This is a genomic window from Paenibacillus sp. FSL K6-0276 (assembly GCF_037977235.1).
Taxonomy (GTDB): Bacteria; Bacillota; Bacilli; order Paenibacillales; family Paenibacillaceae; genus Paenibacillus_AQ.
This window is the reverse complement of record NZ_CP150276.1, coordinates 4058608-4077884: the sequence shown is the minus strand read 5'-3', so window position 1 is coordinate 4077884 and position 19277 is coordinate 4058608. Positions and strand designations below refer to the sequence as shown.

20 protein-coding genes are annotated in these 19277 nt (G+C 40.8%); 14 read left to right on the top strand and 6 right to left on the bottom strand.

Annotated features, from left to right (window positions below; translation table 11 throughout):
- The first annotated feature begins 229 nt into the window (after positions 1-229).
- Both MHH52_RS19235 and MHH52_RS19230 read left to right on the top strand, forming a co-directional pair.
- Entirely contained in the window at positions 230-430 is a 201-nt protein-coding gene (locus tag MHH52_RS19235; protein ID WP_036685790.1) for a cold-shock protein, read from the top strand.
- A gap of 65 nt (positions 431-495) precedes the next feature.
- Complete coding sequence (locus MHH52_RS19230) at positions 496-723, top strand: DNA-binding protein (protein ID WP_313640203.1); 228 nt, start codon at positions 496-498, stop codon at positions 721-723.
- A 105-nt stretch (positions 724-828) separates the two neighbouring features.
- Here MHH52_RS19230 and MHH52_RS19225 read toward each other — a convergent pair whose 3' ends face one another.
- Positions 829-1119, bottom strand: coding sequence for a hypothetical protein (locus MHH52_RS19225; protein ID WP_340004067.1), 291 nt, complete (start codon positions 1117-1119; stop codon positions 829-831).
- 122 nt (positions 1120-1241) lie between these two features.
- Here MHH52_RS19225 and MHH52_RS19220 point away from each other — a divergent pair, with 122 nt between their 5' ends.
- Positions 1242-2336 (top strand): LCP family protein, encoded by a 1095-nt coding sequence (locus MHH52_RS19220; RefSeq protein ID WP_340004066.1) that lies wholly within the window; start codon positions 1242-1244, stop codon positions 2334-2336.
- A 44-nt stretch (positions 2337-2380) separates the two neighbouring features.
- Positions 2381-2866, top strand: coding sequence for a DinB family protein (locus tag MHH52_RS19215; protein WP_340004065.1), 486 nt, complete (start codon positions 2381-2383; stop codon positions 2864-2866).
- A 19-nt stretch (positions 2867-2885) separates the two neighbouring features.
- On the opposite strand, the gene MHH52_RS19210 is transcribed toward MHH52_RS19215, so the two are convergent.
- Positions 2886-3095, bottom strand: a complete 210-nt coding sequence (locus tag MHH52_RS19210) for a hypothetical protein (RefSeq protein ID WP_340004064.1) — start codon at positions 3093-3095, stop codon at positions 2886-2888.
- 131 nt (positions 3096-3226) lie between these two features.
- Here MHH52_RS19210 and MHH52_RS19205 point away from each other — a divergent pair, with 131 nt between their 5' ends.
- The 3 genes from MHH52_RS19205 (at position 3227) to MHH52_RS19195 (ending at position 7280) form a co-directional block, all read left to right on the top strand.
- Entirely contained in the window at positions 3227-3757 is a 531-nt protein-coding gene (locus MHH52_RS19205; RefSeq protein ID WP_313640207.1) for an HAD family hydrolase, read from the top strand.
- Positions 3758-3791: 34 nt separating this feature from the next.
- Entirely contained in the window at positions 3792-4940 is a 1149-nt protein-coding gene (locus MHH52_RS19200; protein WP_340004063.1) for a GntR family transcriptional regulator, read from the top strand.
- Positions 4941-5171: 231 nt separating this feature from the next.
- Positions 5172-7280 carry a DUF5054 domain-containing protein gene (locus MHH52_RS19195; protein ID WP_340004062.1) on the top strand — a complete coding sequence of 703 codons (2109 nt, stop codon included), beginning with the start codon at positions 5172-5174 and terminating at the stop codon, positions 7278-7280.
- An 80-nt stretch (positions 7281-7360) separates the two neighbouring features.
- Here MHH52_RS19195 and MHH52_RS19190 read toward each other — a convergent pair whose 3' ends face one another.
- Both MHH52_RS19190 and MHH52_RS19185 read right to left on the bottom strand, forming a co-directional pair.
- A complete protein-coding gene (locus MHH52_RS19190; protein ID WP_340004061.1) occupies positions 7361-8668 on the bottom strand; it encodes a GHKL domain-containing protein in 1308 nt (435 codons plus the stop codon).
- The gene (locus MHH52_RS19185) at positions 8661-9398 is read right to left on the bottom strand and encodes a LytTR family DNA-binding domain-containing protein (RefSeq protein ID WP_340004060.1); all 738 of its coding nucleotides are present in this window, start codon (positions 9396-9398) and stop codon (positions 8661-8663) included. Before MHH52_RS19185 ends, MHH52_RS19190 begins: the two co-directional genes overlap by 8 nt.
- Positions 9399-9595: 197 nt before the next feature.
- On the opposite strand from MHH52_RS19185, the gene MHH52_RS19180 reads away from it, so the two are divergent.
- The 3 genes from MHH52_RS19180 (at position 9596) to MHH52_RS19170 (ending at position 12026) form a co-directional block, all read left to right on the top strand.
- Positions 9596-10507, top strand: coding sequence for an ABC transporter ATP-binding protein (locus MHH52_RS19180; RefSeq protein WP_340004059.1), 912 nt, complete (start codon positions 9596-9598; stop codon positions 10505-10507).
- Between the two features lie 3 nt (positions 10508-10510).
- Positions 10511-11308, top strand: coding sequence for a hypothetical protein (locus tag MHH52_RS19175; RefSeq protein ID WP_340004058.1), 798 nt, complete (start codon positions 10511-10513; stop codon positions 11306-11308).
- 358 nt (positions 11309-11666) lie between these two features.
- Positions 11667-12026, top strand: coding sequence for a hypothetical protein (locus MHH52_RS19170; protein ID WP_340004057.1), 360 nt, complete (start codon positions 11667-11669; stop codon positions 12024-12026).
- Positions 12027-12080: 54 nt separating this feature from the next.
- Here the strand turns inward: MHH52_RS19170 and MHH52_RS19165 are convergent, their stop codons facing one another.
- Positions 12081-13346, bottom strand: coding sequence for a serine hydrolase domain-containing protein (locus MHH52_RS19165; protein WP_340004056.1), 1266 nt, complete (start codon positions 13344-13346; stop codon positions 12081-12083).
- 66 nt (positions 13347-13412) lie between these two features.
- Between MHH52_RS19165 and MHH52_RS19160 the strand changes: the two genes are divergently transcribed.
- The 4 genes from MHH52_RS19160 (at position 13413) to MHH52_RS19145 (ending at position 18654) form a co-directional block, all read left to right on the top strand.
- Positions 13413-14099, top strand: a complete 687-nt coding sequence (locus MHH52_RS19160) for a response regulator transcription factor (protein WP_340004055.1) — start codon at positions 13413-13415, stop codon at positions 14097-14099.
- A gap of 2 nt (positions 14100-14101) precedes the next feature.
- A complete protein-coding gene (locus MHH52_RS19155) occupies positions 14102-15370 on the top strand; it encodes a HAMP domain-containing sensor histidine kinase (RefSeq protein ID WP_340004054.1) in 1269 nt (422 codons plus the stop codon).
- Between the two features lie 165 nt (positions 15371-15535).
- Positions 15536-16309, top strand: a complete 774-nt coding sequence (locus tag MHH52_RS19150) for an ABC transporter ATP-binding protein (protein ID WP_340004053.1) — start codon at positions 15536-15538, stop codon at positions 16307-16309.
- A gap of 2 nt (positions 16310-16311) precedes the next feature.
- On the top strand, positions 16312-18654 hold the full coding sequence (locus MHH52_RS19145) for an FtsX-like permease family protein (RefSeq protein WP_340004052.1): 2343 nt from the start codon (positions 16312-16314) through the stop codon (positions 18652-18654).
- Positions 18655-18741: 87 nt separating this feature from the next.
- Here the strand turns inward: MHH52_RS19145 and MHH52_RS19140 are convergent, their stop codons facing one another.
- Positions 18742-19170, bottom strand: a complete 429-nt coding sequence (locus tag MHH52_RS19140; protein ID WP_340004051.1) for a VOC family protein — start codon at positions 19168-19170, stop codon at positions 18742-18744.
- Between the last annotated feature and the right edge of the window lie 107 nt (positions 19171-19277).

Sequence of the window (19277 nt, the reverse complement as noted above, 5' to 3'; positions counted from 1 at the left end):
GGGTTTTTCCATTTGTTACATAATGTAAAAGAGTATCTAAATGACTTTAGATGTGCTATAATCAATATATCGAAAGTAGTTACCTAGCGAATTCACATAGCGTAGAGGGTTATTCTTAAGATGACAATAACCTTGTACCATATGTGAATTTTTATTTTTTTAGAGATTTTGTAAGAGATTTTTTAGGGATAAGAATAACATGTAAATTAAAATAAGGTGGTAATTTATTATGCAAACAGGAACAGTGAAATGGTTTAACGCAGACAAAGGCTTTGGTTTTATCGAGGTTGAAGGTGGAGAAGACGTATTCGTACATTTCAGTGCAATCACTGGTGACGGGTTCAAGTCTCTGGATGAAGGACAACGTGTGGAATTTAACGTAGTTCAAGGCAACCGTGGTCAACAAGCCGAGAATGTTGTAAAACTCTAGTATAATGAAATGATCCCCAAACTTATCGTTTGGGGATTTTTTTTATAGAAAGGTGGTTGATGTAAATGCAGGTGTTTGAAGACTGGAATTTAAAAGTGAAGAAGACCTTTAACGCTACAAGCAACAAGGAAGTATTGACGGTATCTGAAGCGGGTAGCTTGCTCGGTCTGTCTAAAGATCAAATGAAAATCTATGTAGATAAGCATAAGTTAACTAAAGTCCCGATCATGAGGAGTGTTGTCAGGTATCTTTTACTGAAAAGTGAAATCGATATGATTCTGAACAAAATCTAATATAACCAACCAAAAAAACATTGAAGACCAATCCTTGATAGGATGTGGTCTTTTTTTTGCCACACAAATTTCATATAACTAGAAACTTATTGATCCGATGATCGTCTATAATAATGGGATATTTAGGTAATGGGGGGTAAGCACAAATTCCGATTTCTTCTTGTAGAATGAATTGTTTGTAATTTTAGTTCCATCCAGTAAAAAAATATCTTCACGAGCTGTTGACGTTACTTTTGATCCATCCACTGAATAAATCACAAATCGAGCCGGCTTATTTAATGAATTAGTTTGATTAGTAGTTACCTCTTTTTTGTTGTCTTCGTTTGCGAAGTCAAAAGTTGCAACAAATAAAATCAGGCAGAAAGCAGCACTTAGAGTGATTACAATTCTTTTCAACTTAAAAAACCTCCATAAATGACCTTAATAGTAATTATAAGTATAAACGTAATTCCCAGTAATAAAAAGTGATGTTCATTAATGGAGAGAAGTCGCATCAACAGAAAGGGTAATTGATCCAGATGAAAAATAACCAAAGTACTCATCCACCTGCTTCATTTACTTTAAGTAAAATCGAGAAAAAGAAGGGAAAGAAGAAGAATAAAATCAGCAAGAAAATGAAGATCTGGTACGCTTCGCTTGCGATCGTACTTATTGCTGGGCTGGGATCTTTTATTTTCCGTAAAGAATTAATGATTTTTGGGTTTGATAATGTTGTAGCTCCAACTATTGAACACACCCTTAATGAGTCCTATGTGCCGTTAGAAGATACTGAAGAACCTGGATTACAACCAACGACGGAAAATAAAGACCATCCGTTTTCTATCCTTCTCCTAGGCACCGACCAGCGTGGCAAAGAGAACGGACTTTCTGACTCCATCATCTATACAGTTATTCGACCTATGGACCATAAGGCACTGCTCGTCTCGATTCCCCGTGATTCATTTACAGAAATTATTGGAGCGGAAAATATCAAAGGAGCAAGAACAAAAACCAAGATTAATGCGGCGCATTCCTACGGTGGTCCACAGATGAGTGTAGATACCGTTAAGAATATATTGAACGCGCCAATTGATTACTATGCTACTATAAATTTCAATGGGCTTGTGGGCGTTACGGATGCTCTAGGAGGCGTGGTGCTTCCAATCACCAAGGTGATAGAGAATAAGAATCCAGTTCATGAGAAACTAAGAATTGAGCCGAACAAACCGATCTATTCTGGTAAGGAAGCTTTAATGTATGTAAGATATCGAGAAGACTCTGATTTTAAGCGAACAGAACGGCAACGGATTTTTTTGAAATCAGCGCTTGAACGAATGAAAAGAATAGATAATATTCTTAATATACAGAACATTATCGAAATTGCTGGTAGTAACTTTAAAACCAATATGAAGTCGGACTTTATTCTAGATTTGGCTAAGAAAGTAATTCTTGAAGGGGGAACCCCTGAAATAACCAGCCATATGTTGCAAGGGGAGGGAAGCCATACGGATCAATGGTATTATATACTCGATGAAAATGATGTGAAGCGTACCCATGATATGATCGAAGTTTGGTTGAATCCGGAATCTACTGAGGCTGATCTCACAACAGCTTCTAAGGATGATGCAGCATAATATTTTTGGTAGACTAATTTATTTTCACACGGAGGTTAGCTTCTATGGCAGTAAAAACAAATGAGCAAATGCTACTCGAATTTAAGTCATTCATTCCATTCGTGGAATCATTAGAAGAGGTGCCAGAAAAACTATGGAATGAGCCCATAGCAACTGGTAAATGGACCGTGAAGGATATTATCTGTCACCTCATGCTGTGGGATAAGTATTTCTATGAAGGTGCTATAAAGAAGATTGTTTTGAAGGAACCGATAACAACGAAACATCTGGATTTTAACGAGTTTAATGCTAACGCTATTGAGTATGCCAAATTGTTATCCAAGCAAACATTGATTGAACAATTTGTGCTTTACAGAACTAGAATTTTAGATGCAGTCTCTGGATTAACGGATGAAGAATGCGATCAGGAATATAAGGATGGAGACCGCAAGAAGTTCAGTGTTCGCAAGTATTTGAGAAGTTTTATCCCACATGATAAGCATCATAAAAAACAAATTGAACAATTCCTAAAATACATACAGCAAGGTTGAATCCTTGTCTTCTCATGGCTTAAGCCTTAGCGCGATTCTGAACCAATTTCATGGATTGGCGAATGAGTAATGGACCGAACATGCTGCCGGCTGAGGCGGCTATAAAGGAATGTAAGGGAAACTTAATGGCAAAGTAAATGACCGTTCCAGCTACAAAATCAATAAGAATGAATTTCTTGATCTCTGATAGTGGGATTGTGACGAATACAAAAGACTCTTTATTTTTCAAGCGGTTGACGTCATAATTGAAAATGCTTCAAATTAATTTATTGTTCATTCTATTTTGAGAACAAGCTGTCCCATTCGAAAAATTTAGAGCGGGATTAGCACTGTAAATTTTCAGGGATGGAGATGTGAGGTATGGAGCAGAAGAAGATCATTGTTTTTTTGGATAGTGGAGATACGCTAGTGGATGAATCCACAGAGATCAGAGACGAGGACGGAATCGTGCTAACAGCGGATCTTATACCGGGTGCGGATGTCATGATTAGAACTTTGCATGAGAAGGGCTATACATTGGCGCTGGTCGCTGACGGGGATACGCAATCATTCAAGAACGTATTTAATCAGCATGAGCTTCATGAGTATTTTACAGCTATGATTATCTCAGAGAATATTAAGGCGGTTAAGCCTAGCTCTCGAATGTTCAAAGCTGCTATTGGTGCCCTTGATTTATCTGAAGCGGACTTCTCACGCACTGTCATGGTAGGCAATAACTTAAGTCGAGATATGAAAGGAGCGAACGCGCTCGGCATTACGAGTATTTTTCAAAGCTGGACGACGCGTTATCCTCACACACCTGCTGATGAATCCGAACGACCAGACTATACGATCAGCGAACCGATTGAATTGATAGAACTAATCGATAAGCTCAACGAGGAGCTACAGTAATAACGGCATAGAAGAGTAAAGGGTGAAGGCTCGTATGGACAATCAGGATCAGCAAAAAGAGCGGAAACCGCTATTATATATACAGACTGCAAATCATGTGATGGAAGAAATCCGGAAGAGGAAGCTTCAGCCACATGATGTCGTCCCATCTGAAGGGGAGATTGCCAAGTTGTACGGTGTCAGTCGTATGACGGCAAAGCTTGCTCTGCAAATCTTGGAGAAAAAAGGGATCGTTTATCGCCATGCCCGTCGCGGGACATTCTTATCTGCTGATTACCAGACGAATTCAGAGGAACTGGTGCTAGAGAAGGTAATCGAGGAGAAGAAACCGATGCGAAGGATTGCATTGGTAATTCCCATCATGGATGATTATATTGGGAGAATCATCGTTTCCGTCGAAAGGGAAGCGCGCGAGGTGAATTGTCATTTACTCATACGAATGACTGCGGATAAGGTAGATGAAAGTGTATGCTTGCAAGAGCTGTACGATGATCAAGTGGATGGTATTATTTTATATCCACGTGGGGGTACGCAGTGCAGTGAGAAAGTGTTGGAGCTTAGTCTACTTAACTACCCTCTAGTTATCATCGATCGTATCTTTCGCGAGGTGCAGATTGACTGTGTTTATCATGATCATTACCATGGGGCTTATAAGATCACCCAGTATTTGATTGAGAAAGGTCATGAGGAAATCGGATATATCTCGATGGCATTTGACGGTGTGACGAGCAGGGAAGATCGGTACAGAGGTTATCTTCAAGCCATGCTGGATCATGATCTGCCGGTCAACAGCCGTAATATTTACTTGAATTGCACCGAGGATTATATGCAGCAGTTGAGTGCTCCTAATACGCAGTTGGAAATGTTTCTAGGTAATAATTCGACGTTGACGGCAGTTGTATGTGTAGACGACTATATCGCTACATCGTGTCTGTACACGGCAATCTCAATGCAAAAATTGGTGCCGGATCAATTGTCCATCATAGGATTTACTGACATTCAATTGGTGAGCTTGTTGCCGGTTCCTTTAACTACTGCAAGACAAGCGACAGAGAAACTCGGACAAGCTGCCGTACAGCGAGTTGTTAAACGGATGGATCATTCACGTGAAGGGGCGCTAACGATTAAAATCGATACCACCATCGTCGAGCGGAGCTCCGTTCGATCCTACGGTGTTATTTGATTCAAGTGTGTATCACCTTTTGAAGCTCTTTTCCCCACCATTTTGGTGGAGGGAAGAGCTTTTTTTATATCAGTGATATATAATTATGACACTGTATTTGTTATATTATTTAAAGATGTTGTTTCGGATTATTTGATTGTATAGATCAGTGACATATATTAGTCTGGGAATAGATCGTTCCGAAATTTCAGTTTTCAATAAGCGATAACCTAACGGAGGTAGAGCGGGAAAATGAATAACACTAAGAAGGTCCATGTTGTATTTAAGACGCATTTGGATATCGGGTTCACGAATATGGCTGCGCATGTGTTAAGACAATACATGGAAGAGTACATTCCGAAAGCGATCGCTTTGGCCGATACACTCGAAGCTGAAGGAGGTCGCGCGCAATTCGTATGGACGACCGGATCCTGGCTGATTCGTTATTATTTGGATCACGCACCTGCTTCGGAAAAAGAAGCGATGGAGAAGGCGATCCGTAAGGGGCATATTGTGTGGCATGGTTTACCATTCACTACACATACTGAGCTAATGGATAAGGAGCTTTTCCGATACGGGCTATCGATTAGTCAACAGCTTGACCAACAATATGGAAAACAAACGATAGCCGCCAAAATGACTGATGTGCCAGGTCATACACTATCCATGGTTCCGTACATGCATGAAGCAGGCATTCAATATATGCATCTTGGAGTTAACCCAGCTTCTATGCGTCCTGATGTACCAAAGCTGTTTCGATGGCAGGCAGGGGATGGCAGCGAATTAATTGTGAACTATGCTGGAAGCTACGGAGAGCCTGTTGAGGTTGAAGGGATCGACGATATATTGCTATTTGCGCATACGGGTGACAATTGTGGGCCGCCAAGTGCTGAGGAAATCGAAGAGCAATTCCGTGAAATCCAAGAACGATACCCTGACGCTGAGATTATTGCATCTTCTCTAGACGCATTCGCGAGAAGTCTTATGCAAGTTCGCGAGCAGCTTCCTGTGGTTTGTGAAGAAATCGGTGATACTTGGATTCATGGTGCAGGGACAGATCCACTAAAACTTGCCAAGCTTCGCGAGCTTCAGCGTTTGAGAAACAAATGGCTATCCGAAGGAAGCTTAGACGAGCATAGTGATGCCTATAAAGGGATGAGCGATGCTATGTTGTTGGTAGTAGAGCATACATGGGGGTTAGACGTAAAGAAATGGCTTCCTGACTTTCAGAACTATGCGAAAATAGACTTTAATGCGGCTAGAATCAAAGACAAGATTGATGTAGACGATATCCCCGCGAAATTCAATTATATTGGTGCATTTGCTATGGATGAATTCGATAAGCATTCTAGTGGCTTATTCGCCTCAGAGCAGAGCGTAAGAACGTACTCGATGATCGAACGTTCATGGGCGGAGCAACGGGGTTATCTGGATCAGGCAGTCGCCTGCCTGGATGAAGATAAACAAGCGGAGGCAAAGGAAGCGTTCGGTAGGTTAGAGCCTGCGAGGAGAGATTTTTCCGCTGATGCTGAGCAGGCCAGTGTCCAAGAAGTGTATGCGGTTGATGGTTATAAACTGTCCTTTGGCGTGAATGGCTCACTTATTCATTTATCGGACGCTAATGGAAAAGTATGGGTTGACGAAAGCCATCCCTTCGGCGTTTATTCCTATGAGACGTTTGGAACGGAGGACTACGCCAGATACTTCCGTACCTATATGCAAAACTTAGGCTCCACCCATCCATGGTCAGATGCCGACTTTAACAAACCTGGTTTTGAATTCGTCCGACCATTGCCTAGTCATCAGCTATATGAGCCCATCGTGACTGATATGAAGCGAATAAACGGCAAACAGTTCTTGCTACGTTTACGCATGCCAGCACAGGCATATGAATTATACGGCGCTCCGAAAGAACTAGAATTACTGTACGACTTTGGGCATGAAGGTGCGATCGACGTATCTCTGCAATGGTTCGGAAAAGAAGCAAACCGCCTTCCGGAAGCAAGTTGGTTCGGTTGTGCGTTGAATGTCGATAATCCCAATCTTTGGATGATGGATAAGATGGGCTTACCAGTCTCACCTTTGCGCGTAGTGAAGGACGGGAATCGAAATCTTCATGCATTAGGTCGTGGAGTTAGTTATCAGGGTGCGGATGGGAGCGCCTTTATCGAAACAGTGGATTCTGCTTTGGCAGCACCAGGTCAAAAAAGGCTGCTGCAATTCGACAATTCTTTTGCTTCCCTTGATAAAGGATGGCATTTCAATTTGCACAACAATATCTGGGGTACGAATTTCCCTATGTGGTACGGTGAAGATGCAGTATTCCGTTTTCGTCTAAATTTACAATCGAACCGTAAATAAAATAATGGAAGTAACTTGTGACTGGAGTGCACCCCATAGAATAAACATTGGAAAAACCCCTGGGTAAATCCGATGTAATTCTAGGAGGTGCATTTTTGTCCAGCTTCTGCAACAGATATAGTTCCAATGTTAAAAAGACAAATTTCCACTTGGAAAATTTGGTTTTCATAGGTGATATCCCATATTCCGCCGGTTTCCTCTACCGCCTTTTTTACGCTTTTTAGACCAATACCATGAAAATGCTTGTCTCGTTTTGTTGTGGCTAGTTCTCCGAAATGGTTAGTACGTATTGAATGTTGGTATGGATTCTGTATTCTTATAAATAAAGTGCCTTTATGATAATGAAGTTGGAATTTAATATAGGGCTCAGTCAAATCTGGATGCTTACATGCTTCAATGGCATTATCGAGAGTGTTCCCTAGAATAATGCTAAATGCATAAGCATCTAAGTCGAGCTGTAGTGGAATCTTAATGTCTGTTTGAAAGGAGATCCCCAGATTTTTGGCAAATTGCGACTTGTAATTAATGATAGAGTCGATTAGGATCGAGCCGGTATTACAACCATCTGAAGAGAGTTCGATCACTCCAAGAAGCTTATCCACATCATACAGTCCTGCTTCTTTCTCCCCGGCTTGTAATTGTGACCTCAAGCCCAGCAAGATATTCCTGAAATCATGTTGAAACGTAAAGACTTCTTGCTGCCTTTCTTTCGTGAGCAGATACTGGTTCATATAGTAGGTGTTTTGTTGTTCCAACAAGTAGTTTTTATTCTGTGCCGATTGTATGGTTAATACGCGATCGCACAGAAGAATGATCAGGAAGTTGATCAACAGCATTCCGCCGGACAAAGTCGGATACAAGGCGGGATATTCCCGCAATGACAGCTCGCCCGATAATTTTGCAATACTGAGAATGCTGATAAACGGAAAACAGAACAACCCGATCCAATACCAACTGCCTAGATTGCCCTCGCCAAAAGCTTTGGTAAAACGAAGCGTGATCTTCACCAGTAAAAACATCAGAATCTTAGACAAAAACAAGGTAAAGATGTATTCGCTGGTCGTATACACAGGCGCAGTAGCTGCATCTGACAGCATAATGAGTGCGACGATGAATAAACCGGCGCCAATACGCCATTGTATTTTTCCTTTGTACAAAAAGGACAAGAGAACGATCCCCGTTATATTGAGCCCAAGCATCCACATGCCGGGGAGCGGGCTGTGATGTAGGAGGAGTACAAAAACATAATAGGCAGTGTATACAGCATAAAGAATCATTTTGGATTCCCAAAGCCGCTGAAAATAATGGTTATAGAAATAATGGATGATAAATGGGAGAGCAGCCAGCGTGAGGGCATAGAACATCTCATCCAGAACAATATTATTCAAGCAGACTCCCCCTGAATTGCAAATAGCTCTTTTTCACTACAGTGCTCTGCTTATCGCTGATCGGAAGTTCTTCCCCACTCGTTAATACAATTCTTTTGCTCTGAATTTGTTTGATGTAATCGAAATTCACAAGATACGATTGATGAATCCGCACGAACTGCTTCGAAGGGAGCTTTCCTTCTTCTATAGATAAAGTACTGTAATACTCCGTTTGATCTTCCGTTGTTTGCAGAATAATTTTTCGACGGTCACTTGCCAAGTACATAATATTACGGATAGGAATAAGTAGTTTAGTTCCACTTTGGTGTACGGGCAGTAATTTTGGTTGGTTTTGCTGACGATTGACCTTTATTTGCTGAATCATAGAGAATAGTTTTTTTTCAAAAGACTCGTTATGTATAGGTTTCTTTATAAATCCCGAAGGTTGAACGTCAAATAGCTGAACATGATACTCTTCGTGGCTCGAAACAAAAATCAACCGAACCCTATCATTATCACATTCTCTCCGTAAGATATGACCCGCTGTTATTCCGCTTATCCCTTTCATTTCTATATCCATAAAAATAAGATCAAATGGACAGCCATGTTGAATCGCTTTCGTGAAGCTTTCACCAGAATAGAATATGGATACCACTATCTTTACGGATTGCTGAATTGGATGGTTAATGATCAATCTCTCAATATATTCTGTTGCCTTGAAATCATCATCACAAATGGCAATATGTATCATGTGAAATTCCCCTCCTGTGTTATAAATAATAATACATTATATGGGAGTATAATCAACCTTTATCCTTTTAGGGATCACTTGGAAGTGGCGGAAGTTACATTTATTCCCTTGTTTTTTACCATAGTGATTAATAATTCTAGTAAACATGCTAATTTGATATCAATTAGTAGTAGCAAGGGTTATGGAGGAGTTGGAAAATGAATACAACAATCTTTGAAGCTGAGGGATTAACTAAACAGTATGGCAGAGCAATTGCGCTTCAAAATATAAATATGCAGATTAAACAGGGTGATATCTATGGCTTTGTAGGTGAGAATGGAGCAGGTAAAACCACACTCATGAAAATAATTAGTGGATTAGTTTATCCTACAAAAGGGACTATCCAATTGAAGGGTAAAAGTGGTGAGAAGGACATCGCTCGGATCAGAAAAAAGATGGGAGTTTTAATAGAGCTCCATGCCCTCTACCCCCATATGAATGCCGAAGAGAATTTAAACTTTTATTGCAAGATTCATGGGATTTCAGATTTTAATAGAATTAAAGATGTACTGAATTTAGTGGGACTAACGGATGTTGGAAACAAAAATACATCGGAATATTCTCTGGGCATGCGTCAACGCTTAGGGCTGGCAATCTCCCTTCTTAACGAACCGGAATTTTTAGTTTTGGATGAACCGATTAATGGACTTGATCCTACGGGAATTGTAGAGATGAGAAAATTATTGGCTAAGCTGGCACATGAAAAAGGGGTAACCATTTTGATTTCCAGCCACATTTTGAGTGAGCTCCAATTGCTCGCTACCAAATTCGGATTTATTCATAAAGGACAGTTAATTAAGGAGGTCTCTGTGGAAGAACTCCTGCAATCAGCCGAAACGCAAATTTGTATTAAAACCGTTGAAACAGCAGCTGCAATATACGTGCTTAAGAACGATCTTAATATTCATTCGATCACATTGTCAGGTTCCGGTGAAATATTGGTTCCCAAGGATTTGACAGATCTTGAACAATTAATGTCAACGTTAATTAGACATGGGATTCCACTTGAAGGAATCAACCTGTCCACTGCAAATCTTGAGCACTATTACATGGATCTGATAGGAGAATGAGCAATGAGGGATTTTCTGAGAGCTGAGTCTTACTTTATGAAAAGGGATACCATGTTTAAGGGGATTTCTCTGCTGTTCCTAATAGCAAGCCTGGTATTAGCGTTCTGGATTGGCAGTAAAGCTGGTTTTGAAATCGGTAATCTCGCGGAACCCTTAACGATTGTAACGCCTTTATCTTTATTTTTTTATTTTATTATTCCAGTCTACGTATGTTTTTTTGCAACCGAAGGATTTGAATATGGATCTATCAAAGTTATCCTTGCTTCAGGACAAAGTAGGTTTATCTATATCACGGGGAAATACCTTTCTGTTTTAAAAATTATTATATGGTGGATTTTACAATTTACAGGAGCGTTTTATCTCACTTATATGATAGCTGCTTTGATAATCGGGACTGACATCGGTAATCGTAATTTAAATGCTGACTTGATTCAGGTTTCTCGTGTATTGGGATTAAATGTCCTTTATTTATCAGCATATGCTGCTCTTATCATTATGATAGGCATTCTTATTAAAAGAACGGCCTCGGCGGTGGTTGTAACTTTTCTAATTGTATTCGGTGATTTCATGATATCGGGTTACTTCCGTGATGCGTCCTCTGCATTGTTAAGGGCTGTTTCAGACCATACCTTAACGACCCAAATTATGAAATTTTCCGGAATCTACGTCGTTAATTCAGAACATATAATCCTAACCGGAGCAAAGAACTTTATTGAAGTGGTGCTGATCCCTGTGATTATCATATCTATCAGTTTGTCTGTCACCTATATTTCGTTTGGAAAAAGAGATATACATGCGTAGATAAAAGGAGGAATTGAAATGGACAGGGGCAATAGATCACCTAAAACGATCGTTATTGTAGGTGCGTTGATAGCTATTGTAGTTTTTGTTGTTCTTTTTGTTGGTATTGAGATGGGATGAGGCTAGTCTCAGTATATGTCGCGGTAGCAGAACTGGATTAGTCTATTCTGCAACGATTAACACGGTGGTACGCGAAGAAGAGACGACGGAGAAGATGGATGGCGTCACTGACAAAGGGATAATATCGTCATAATCCTCGGAAGAGTATTGAAAGTCACAGTAGATTTTTTAAATCCTCGATATAATGTAAGCGTTATCTTTTTGCGGTAGTTTACTTATATATTGAAGGAGCTATGCTATGAGAGTGAACAAAGTTTCTTTTAACCAGTTAGTGTTTATTTGTTTAGGTATTCAATACATGTTAATGCATTTGTTCTCTGCAGGCGAGGCGATTGTCATCACATCCATAGAGCTTGTTATATATATGATTTTTACTGTGGTTGGCCTTGTAGGGTTGTTTATGCGGAGCAGAAAAGTGGATAGTGGGGCTATATCGGGATTGGTCTCGTTATTCTTCAGTGTATTATGGATGGTGTCTTTATTCTCACAATTTAGGAAAGAGAGTTACCCAGATGCCTTAACTGTAATTAATTCGCTCGGCGTATCGACGGCTTTACTTGTGCTGCTCGCTGAGTTTATCATTATAGCCAAGGCCTAGCGTAAACACGAACTTGAGTCGTTATTACTTTTAAACCAAAAAAGCAAGACAAGACTATTTAAGACTTGTCTTGTTTTTTTGCATCCCCAAAAATGAAACCTGGCCTTGATCATTCCATTTAAATTCATATTCTGATTCATGTTTAGTGTGATGGAATTTTGTTTCGGAGATTGGATAAAACGGTGTAACCTCTACATCATTCCACACGAAATAATAATTCTGGCTATTACGCTCCACGCTCGCTTTGCAGCCATATCCCTCATAGGTTCCCATGTATGCATCATAAATACTGTCATCAAGAGGGAAGGCTGGTGGGGATATCGGAACCTCCGTGGGTTCACCAAATACTAATCCTGCTAGTGAATCCGTTAGCTTAGTCACTGGGACACAATCATAATTAGTCAACATGATGACGCTCGTTTGATCTTCCGGGTATCTATGCAGTTCACTTCGGAAGCCGCGATATGCACCGCCGTGATACATTCTTTTTCGATCAAAGCGTTCGTCCAAGAACCAACCAAATCGATATTTGAGATTGCTGGAATGAAAGGCCATCTCCAAGGTGTCGTGAGACACTAATTGATCGGAGTACAAAGCTTGATCCCACAGGAAAAGATCGGCAGCCGTCGAATACATCGCACCAGCGGATAAGATAGAGCTCATATCTATGTACTCCCCCTGAGTGTACTCTCCCCAAGAGGAATGATAAGGTGCGGCTAATTTTGAAATGATTTGATGATTGTTATAAACTCCTGTATTTACCATACCCAGAGGCTGTAATATAAAAGTAGTGATATAATCTTCAAAAGTCATACCTGAAATCTTCTCAATAATCATCCCTAGTAAATAATAACCTGAATTGTTATAGGAAAATGAAGTACCAGGCATAAATGCAGACGGTTGACTCATAAATAGCTGTAACATTTCCAGTGGAGTCAGCTTCAGCTTATTTAATTTTTGATTATATTCGGGTATAGAAGTGTAGTTGGCTAGTCCAGAGGTATGTCCCAGCAGGTGAAGGATGGTAATCCCCTCTAGTTCATGCTGCTGAGGAAGATATTTTAGGATCGGATCTTCTAGTCTCAGACGTTTCTGTTCTTTTAGCATTAGGATGGCCATGCCAGTGAATGATTTGGTAAGCGACCAGATCCGGAATTTAGTATCTAAAGTGTTCGGGATCTGATGTTCAAGATTCGCATATCCGTACGCTTTATGTAGCTTGATTTCTCCATGTTGAGCTATTAATACTGTGCCGCTTAAAGGCCAACTTTGTTCATATTTATCTAAATATTGCGCCAGACGCTGGGATTGTTTATCCACAGGTAACCCCTCCTTAAAGGAATATTCTACCATAATAATAAATTCTGTTGAAGCGGAGAGAAATCCATGAGATATGATTGTTTGATTATTGATGATGAAACTGAACTTGCGGAAACCACCTGCGAATATTTTAATTTGTTTGATGTTCAAACCGCGTTTGTTACAAGCGCCGATGCTTGTCGGAGCTTTTTGAGTGAGCATCAGGTGTCGATGTTACTCCTTGATATTAATTTAGGTGGTGAATCCGGCTTCCAGTTATGTAAAGAGCTGCGTCAGACGACTGGAATCCCCATTCTGTTCATAAGTGCCCGCTCCAGTGAGGATGATGTATTGATTGCTCTTGATATCGGGGGAGATGACTATATTCATAAACCGTATACTCTGAGAGTGCTGCTCGCCAAAGTGAAGGCAGTGCTTAAACGGTACAACAACGAAGTTGTAGCCGCCGAGGCATCCATTTTTGAATCCGGCCCCATCCAGATTGATCCCGAACTTAGAAGGGCAAGTCTTAACGGCGTACCTCTCAAGCTGAAAACGATGGAATATAAATTGCTTAAGTTTTTGATTCAGCATAAAAATCGGGTAATCCCCAAAGAGGAGTTATTCACAGGAGTATGGGGGGATGTTTTTGCGGGAGACGGCACTTTAAATGTACATATACGCCATCTTCGTGAGAAGATCGAGCAGAATCCTAACGACCCACAGTATATCCGTACCGTTTGGGGTATCGGTTATGCTTTTGAGGATAAATAGCCATGACTAAAAAACTACTGTTAACTCTGCTGCTCACTATACTCGCTGCAAGTATAACTCTCCTATTTCTGATATTTAATTTGAAGGTGGAGACCTCAACGGATCGAGTGGCTATCAACACCATTGTTAAGCTTACGGAGCAGAATTGGGAGAAGCTCGATCCGAAACTGTATAAGGAAAGTCCTTATGATTTCGCCGTTATTGATTCCTTGGGAGCTCTTAGATATCAGACGAAGAATGCGATTTCTACTACCATTAACGAGGCCATCAACAATCGTGACACCTTAGTCGATGTTGTTGTTCAGGATAAGATGGTGGGTAAAGTGATTATTAATAATGATTACCGTAAGATTTTTATACATATGAAACAACAATTCATACAAGTTTCTGTTGTGATGCTGCTTTTGCTTACGATTCTAGGCATCCTCTATATTTGGTTCCTGAATAGATCCATTCTTCGTCCGTTTCGCAAAATGCAGTTATTCGCGAAGCACATCGCGAGAGGTGATCTTGAAGTGCCGCTAGAGATGGATCGTAATCATCTGTTTGGGGCTTTTACGGAAAGCTTTGATATGATGCGGGAAGAGCTTGCAGCGGCTAGGCACAGCGAATATTTGGCGAATAAGAGTAAGAAGGAACTGGTTGCTAGTCTCAGTCATGATATTAAGACACCAGTCGCTTCGCTGAAGGCGATCACGGAACTGATGTTATTAAGCACAAGAGATGAGAAGACAAGCAGACAGCTGAACACCTTATTTTCCAAAGCGGATCAGATTGATCGTCTGGTCACAGATATGTTCCATTCGACCTTGGAGGAATTGAATGAACTTAAAGTCAGCTTAACGGAGGAGCATAGTCATCTGCTGACCCAAATTATAAATAATGTGAATTTCTATGAACGGATTTCAGCCGCGTCTGTGCCAGACTGTATCATTACTGTGGACCCCTTGCGGCTACAGCAGGTCATCGATAATGTTGTGAATAATTCCTATAAATACGCCAACTCCGGTACACCCATCGATATTAAATTCGAGATTAGGGATCATTACCTGGAGGTTGATATTCTGGATTATGGACCTGGTGTTCCTGAGGAGGAATTGCCCTTAATATTCAATAAATTCTTTCGGGGCAGTCTGGCCATGAGTCAGAACGGCGCGGGTCTAGGTCTGTACATTTCCCGTTTTATGATGCAAAAAATGCAGGGCGACATTATATGTTCCAATCGGCAGAATGGATTTACAGTAAAGCTGTTGATTCCATTGGCAGGATAGAATTAAGAATTCGCTAAGGATTGCACAAAGACATGTTAAGAACTTTTAACGTACGATAAGGTTGCAATTGCGAATGAATCTGTGATTGCAGCCATTATATTTCGCTTAGATCTTTAGTTTCTATTAGCGTAATTAATGAGCATGAATGTAAATGGAGTGTTCAAGATGAGCGTTGTAAATAATAAAGTGCTAATGCAGACACATAAGCTTGGGAAAACCTTCTCCCATGGAGGAACTCAGCAGCATGTTTTAAAAAATCTAGATCTGACTTTATATCATGGCGATTTCACGATTATCATGGGCAGTTCAGGATCTGGTAAATCAACACTGCTGTATGCCATTTCGGGAATGGATAAGCCAACGCTCGGAGAGGTTCTGTTTGAAGGCCAGGATATTACGGCAATGAGTAATGATCAGCTTGCGGTATTCCGGCGGAAGAATTGTGGATTTGTTTTTCAACAGATTCATCTACTCGATACGATGAGTGTCCTCGACAATGTGTTATCAAGCGCTTTTCTTGTACAAAAGGATAGAGCTGGGGCCGTGGAAAAAGCCAAAAAGCTGCTCTCTGATGTAGGTCTGGATGACTCTATTTGGGGCAAGTTTCCGGCGCAAATCTCAGGAGGCGAAGCACAGCGTGCCGGAATTATCCGGGCCCTGATCAACAGTCCAAAGGCGGTATTCGCTGATGAGCCGACTGGAGCGCTAAATAGCTCAGCAGGAATAGGTGTACTGCGTGTCCTGACAGAGGTGAATAAGCAGGGGCAAAGCATAATTATGGTTACTCATGATCTCAAAACTGCGCTGCGTGGTAATCGGATCTTGTATCTGCAGGATGGAGTAATCGTTGGAGATTTGTGCCTTTCCCCTTATAGCGAAGATAGTGGACCTGAACGGCAGCTGCAATTACAGTCCTTTTTAACCGAATTGGGGTGGTAGGGATGAGAAGCTTAATAGGAAAACTCGCTTGGGCCAATATTCGCAAAAGAAAAAGTGCAACGATTACGCTCTTTGTGTTGATTATGATAGCTGTGCTGCTGCTGAATATTGGCCTCACGGTCAGTTTGAAGCTCAATTCTTTTCAGCAAGAAAAAATGACTGAGCTAGAGACACCAGAAATAAGCGCATATTTTGCAAAAGATGAACATCTAAAAGAGTATCAAGATCTCGTGGATAGTTATCCATATACCGAATCTTGGGAGACTGAAGCAGCGATTCTGTTAGCAGACGCTAAAATGAAGTACGGAGAAACGGACACTACTGTTGCTTTTATAATTCTTAACTCGGATACACCGCGGACCAAGGGAGTATTCAAAACAACGACCCCGCTCAAATTTAGCGATCCGAATATGATCTATCTACCATATTTATTCCATGTAGGATCGGGGTATGATCTTGGTGATACCTTTTCTTTAGTATACGATAATAACCAATTCTCTTATACCATCGGTGGCTTTATTGAGGAGCCGCTTCTAGGGACATTAACGAATGGAGCGTTAAAAGTTTTTCTGAATGATGAAGGGTATAAGCAATTGGAGAAACGTCTTGGAACAGAAGCTCAGTATAGTTTTCTTTCAGCAGATTTGATCGATCCTTCAAAGGATGTGAAGCTGGAACAAATGCTAAGTGAGCGGATTTTTGCCTCAGGAAGTAAGAGTCAATTTCAAGTAATGCGGGCGGAAGTCGGACTCGAAGGGAACCGTGTTTTTGTTAATCTTTTAGCAGCTATTTTGATCGTATTTGCATTGATTATGGTTCTGATCTCGCTTATTGTGATCAGGTTTCAAATATTAGGACATATTGAAGACAATCTGACTAACATTGGTGTTTTAAAAGCGAACGGTTATACCTCATGGCAGATTAAAAACGCGCTTCTGCTACAGTTCGCCTCGGTTTCCATCATCGCAGCCATACCGGGAGGCGGGATAGCAGGATTAGTTATGCCCTTGGTAGGGAATATGATTTCATCTTCGATCGGACTGCTGTGGCCTGTATCATTTGAAATGGTCAGTGCGGTGCTTAGTTTGGTTATCATCTCCGGACTGGTTCTACTGGTTACCTATTTGTCGAGTCGGCGAATCCGGAATATTACTCCGATTGCAGCTCTGCAGAGCGGAATCCATACGCACAATTTCAAACGGAATCACATTCCACTTGAAACATCCCGTATGAATCTGCAAATCAGCTTAAGCCTTAAAGCATTATTAAGGCAGATGAAACAGAATATGATGATCGTACTGATTGTTGCCGGACTAACCTTTTCTAGTATTTTTTGCTCTATACTGAATTTCAATTTTAAGGGAGACACCTCCACCGTTATAGAACTGGTGGGTATAGAGCGCAGCGATTTCATGTTGTTACCAAAGAACGGAAATCTAGAGCAGGGGATGTTTACAGAATTAGAGGCTATGCCAACGGTCAAAAAGTTGACTGTATTGGATAGTATGCTCGCTTCGATTAAAGACACCAGCTTTATGCTTCGAGTATCAGACGATTATAGCAAGCTAGAGACACAAACAACATACAAAGGCAGGCAACCCATTTATGATAACGAAATTTCGATTTCCGGTGTTATTGCGAGATTGGAGAATAAAGAAGTAGGGGATGAGGTTCCGGTCAGTTTTAATGGTATGACTGAGAATTATTTGATCACTGGCCTAAGCCAGCAGATTAATCAGCTTGGGATGGTAGCGAGTATGACCGGAGACGGAATGAGAAGACTGCAACCGGAGTACACCTCTCAATCCATCAATGTGTATCTGAATGAGGGGGGAGATTCTCAAGCTTTTGTGAAGGATCTGGAAGCACGTTTCCCCGGACAATGGAATATTACTAACGTTCGAGAAGCGATGGACAGCACGCTTAGTACATTCACTTCAGCAGTATCTTCTATGACAGCAGTCATTACTGTGGTCACAATTATTGTGGTCAGTCTAATCTTGTATTTGGTGATTAAAACTTTGATTATGAAGCGTAAGCGAGAATTCGGTATTCTTAAAGGTATAGGATATACCACCTTTAACCTGATGACACAGATTACGTTCAGTCTCTTTCCGGTGATTGTAATTGGAGTAGTGCTGGGGAGTTTAGCGGGTTATTTTTTCTCGGATTCGGCGTTTGTATTATTACTTTCAAGTCTAGGAATTTATAACGTTCAGCTGGCGGTTAGTTTACCTCAAGTGCTTCTACTGTGTGCGATCATTCTAGTTGTTGCTTATGTGGTGTCTATGCTAGTTGCAAGGCGGATTCGGAAGGTCAGTGTGTACGGTTTGATTATGGACTAAGCACTTGAACAAAAAAATAACGAGCTGGAGGTAGGCTGCACCCGTATTAATAGGTTTCGCAGCCACTCCAGACTCGTTGTTTTTTTATTACATATTCATTCGTCCGTCATCATAATTGAATTGCCAATCGATGCCGAATTTATCTTTTAAACTACCATAACAGCTGCTCCAGAAGGTTTCTTGTAACTCCATCACTACTTTACCGCCCTCTTGAAGTTTATGAAAATAGCTCTTAACGTTATCCATATTCTTACTAACAACGGCAAGACTAATATTGTTTCCTTCCACAAAAGGCATGCCTGGGAAAACATCTGAGAACATTACATTGCTGCCTTCAATATTCAAACGGGTGTGCATTACCAAATCTTTGGCTTCCTCAGGAAGAGTGAAATTGGGATCGGGGGGTGTTTCTCCAAAGGTCATGATTTGTGGACGTTCAGATCCAAACACCTCTGCGTAAAATTCTGCGGCTTCACGACAATTTCCGTTGAAATTAAGATAAACATCGATAGACATTTACTTCACTCCTTTAAAGTTTTGTTGGCGATACTTCAATGACCTACTTTGTACACAACCTGCATCGTAAGCATTGCCTAAAGTTAAAATTTAAGATTTCATGTGAC

Excerpts from the sequence above, each read along its gene's own strand:
- MHH52_RS19235 (WP_036685790.1), top strand. The coding sequence starts at position 230 with ATGCAAACAGGAACAGTGAAATGGTTTAACGCAGACAAAGGCTTTGGT.
- MHH52_RS19230 (WP_313640203.1), top strand. The coding sequence starts at position 496 with ATGCAGGTGTTTGAAGACTGGAATTTAAAAGTGAAGAAGACCTTTAAC.
- MHH52_RS19220 (WP_340004066.1), top strand. The coding sequence starts at position 1,242 with ATGAAAAATAACCAAAGTACTCATCCACCTGCTTCATTTACTTTAAGT.
- MHH52_RS19215 (WP_340004065.1), top strand. The coding sequence starts at position 2,381 with ATGGCAGTAAAAACAAATGAGCAAATGCTACTCGAATTTAAGTCATTC.
- MHH52_RS19205 (WP_313640207.1), top strand. The coding sequence starts at position 3,227 with ATGGAGCAGAAGAAGATCATTGTTTTTTTGGATAGTGGAGATACGCTA.
- MHH52_RS19200 (WP_340004063.1), top strand. The coding sequence starts at position 3,792 with ATGGACAATCAGGATCAGCAAAAAGAGCGGAAACCGCTATTATATATA.
- MHH52_RS19195 (WP_340004062.1), top strand. The coding sequence starts at position 5,172 with ATGAATAACACTAAGAAGGTCCATGTTGTATTTAAGACGCATTTGGAT.
- MHH52_RS19185 (WP_340004060.1), bottom strand. The coding sequence starts at position 9,398 with ATGATACATATTGCCATTTGTGATGATGATTTCAAGGCAACAGAATAT.
- MHH52_RS19180 (WP_340004059.1), top strand. The coding sequence starts at position 9,596 with ATGAATACAACAATCTTTGAAGCTGAGGGATTAACTAAACAGTATGGC.
- MHH52_RS19175 (WP_340004058.1), top strand. The coding sequence starts at position 10,511 with ATGAGGGATTTTCTGAGAGCTGAGTCTTACTTTATGAAAAGGGATACC.
- MHH52_RS19170 (WP_340004057.1), top strand. The coding sequence starts at position 11,667 with ATGAGAGTGAACAAAGTTTCTTTTAACCAGTTAGTGTTTATTTGTTTA.
- MHH52_RS19160 (WP_340004055.1), top strand. The coding sequence starts at position 13,413 with ATGAGATATGATTGTTTGATTATTGATGATGAAACTGAACTTGCGGAA.
- MHH52_RS19155 (WP_340004054.1), top strand. The coding sequence starts at position 14,102 with ATGACTAAAAAACTACTGTTAACTCTGCTGCTCACTATACTCGCTGCA.
- MHH52_RS19150 (WP_340004053.1), top strand. The coding sequence starts at position 15,536 with ATGAGCGTTGTAAATAATAAAGTGCTAATGCAGACACATAAGCTTGGG.
- MHH52_RS19145 (WP_340004052.1), top strand. The coding sequence starts at position 16,312 with ATGAGAAGCTTAATAGGAAAACTCGCTTGGGCCAATATTCGCAAAAGA.
- MHH52_RS19140 (WP_340004051.1), bottom strand. The coding sequence starts at position 19,170 with ATGTCTATCGATGTTTATCTTAATTTCAACGGAAATTGTCGTGAAGCC.